The organism is Pseudomonas batumici, assembly GCF_000820515.1.
Classification (GTDB): Bacteria; Pseudomonadota; Gammaproteobacteria; order Pseudomonadales; family Pseudomonadaceae; genus Aquipseudomonas; species Aquipseudomonas batumici.
Genome location: NZ_JXDG01000121.1, coordinates 1 through 2,389 on the forward strand (window position 1 = coordinate 1; position 2,389 = coordinate 2,389).

Below are 2,389 nucleotides of genomic sequence, written 5' to 3' on the forward strand. Positions count from 1 at the left end.
TCTATAACGACAGCACGGCCAATCCCTACAACCCGGTGCAGCAGGTGCAATTTGCTGACGGCACCACCTGGGATATGGCCGCCATCACCGCCACGCTGTTTGCGGGCACGGCCGGCGACGACAACATCCGTGGCACGTCGGCCAACGATATGTTGAGCGGCGGGCTGGGCAACGACACCCTCAGCGGGGGGGCCGGCAACGACACCCTGCTGGGGGGAGCGGGTAATGACTTTCTCGACGGTGGCGCGGGCAACGACGTGCTGGATGGTGGCACCGGCAACGACACCCTGAGTGGCGGGACCGGCAACAACACCTACCTGTTCGGTCGTGGCGACGGCCAGGATGTGGTAACGATCAGCTATGACACCACGGCCGACAAGCTCAATACTTTGCAGTTCAAGACGGGGGTCGCCCCAAGCGATGTGGTGCTTCGGCAAGTCTATGACAACCAGATGGGAGGCAGTAACGGCGCGCTGGAGCTGAGCATCGCTGGCACCACTGACAAGATCACGATCAGCGGGTTCTTCTATAACGACAGCACGGCCAATCCCTACAATCCGGTGCAGCAAGTGCAATTTGCTGACGGCACTACCTGGGATATGGCCGCCATCACCGCCACGCTGTTTGCGGGTACGGCTGGCGACGACAACATCCGCGGCACATCGGCCGACGATATGTTGAGCGGCGGGCTGGGCAACGACACCCTCAGCGGGGCTGCTGGCAATGACACCCTGCTGGGGGGAGCGGGTAACGACTCCCTCGACGGAGGTGCGGGCAACGATGTGCTGGATGGCGGTACCGGCAACGACACACTGAATGGCGGGACCGGTAACAACACCTACCTGTTCGGTCGCGGTGATGGCCAGGACCAGGTGGTGTACACCTACGACACCACGGTCGGCAAGCTCAATACATTGCAATTCAAGGCGGGTGTCGCGCCAAGCGATGTGATGCTGAAGCAAGTGTACGATCCGAACTTCGGATCTAACGCGGGTTTGGAGTTGAGCATCGCCGGGACCACCGACAAGATCACGATCAGCGGTTTCTTCTATAACGACAGCACGGCCAATCCCTACAACCCGGTCCAGCAGGTGCAATTTGCTGACGGCACCATTTGGAATATGGCCGCTATCACCACCGCACTGCTGGCAGGCATGGCCGACACAACTGGCGACCAAAACATCCGCGGCACGTCGGCCGATGATATGTTGACCGGTGGGCTGGGCAACGACACCCTCAGCGGGGCGGCCGGCAACGATACCCTGCTGGGGGGAGCGGGTAACGACTCCCTCGACGGCGGCGCGGGCAACGACGTGCTGGATGGCGGCATCGGCAACGACACGCTGAATGGCGGGACCGGCAACAACACCTACCTGTTCGGTCGCGGTGATGGCCAGGACCAGGTGGTGTACACCTACGACACCACAGTCGGCAAGCTCAATACCTTGCAGTTCAAGGCGGGGGTCGCACCAAGCGACGTGGTGTTGAAGCAGGTGTACGACCCGAACTTCGGCTCTAACGCGGGCTTGGAGTTGAGCATCGCCGGCACCACCGACAAGATCACGATCAGCGGGTTCTTCTATAACGACAGTACGGCCAATCCCTTCAACCCGGTGCAGCAGGTGCAGTTTGCTGACGGCACCACCTGGGATATGGCCGCCATCACCGCCACGCTTTTTGCAGGCACGGCTGGCGATGACAGCATCCACGGCACATCAGCCGACGATATGTTGAGCGGCGGGCTGGGCAACGACACCCTCAGCGGGGGGGCCGGCAATGACACCCTGCTGGGGGGAGCGGGGAACGACTCCCTCGATGGTGGCGCGGGCAACGACGTGCTGGATGGAGGCACCGGCAACGACACCCTGAATGGCGGCACTGGCAACAACACCTACCTGTTCGGTCGTGGCGACGGCCAGGACCAGGTGGTGTATACCTACGACACCACGGTCGGCAAACTCAATACCTTGCAGTTCAAAGCAGGCGTCGCGCCAAGCGACGTGGTGCTAAAGCAGGTGTACGACCCGAGCTTCGGCTCTAACGCGGGCCTGGAGTTGAGCATCGCCGGCACCACCGACAAGATCACGATCAGCGGGTTCTTCTATAACGACAGCACGGCCAATCCCTTCAACCCGGTGCAGCAGGTGCAATTTGCTGATGGCACTATTTGGAATATGGCCGCTATTACCGCCACGCTGCTGGCTGGCACAGCTGGCGACGACAACATCCGCGGCACATCGGCTGACGACACCTTGACCGGTGGGATGGGCAACGACACCCTCAACGGCGCGGCTGGTAACGATCTGGTCGATGGCGGCGACGGCAACGATGTGTTGTCCGGTGGTGACGGCAACGACACCCTGCTGGGGGGAGCGGGTAATGACTTTCT

General features: G+C 61.7%; 1 protein-coding gene. It reads left to right on the forward strand.

What is annotated here, in order from left to right; genetic code table 11:
- On the forward strand, positions 1 to 2,389 hold a 2,389-nt coding region (locus tag UCMB321_RS31980; protein ID WP_040072083.1), incomplete at both ends, for a beta strand repeat-containing protein.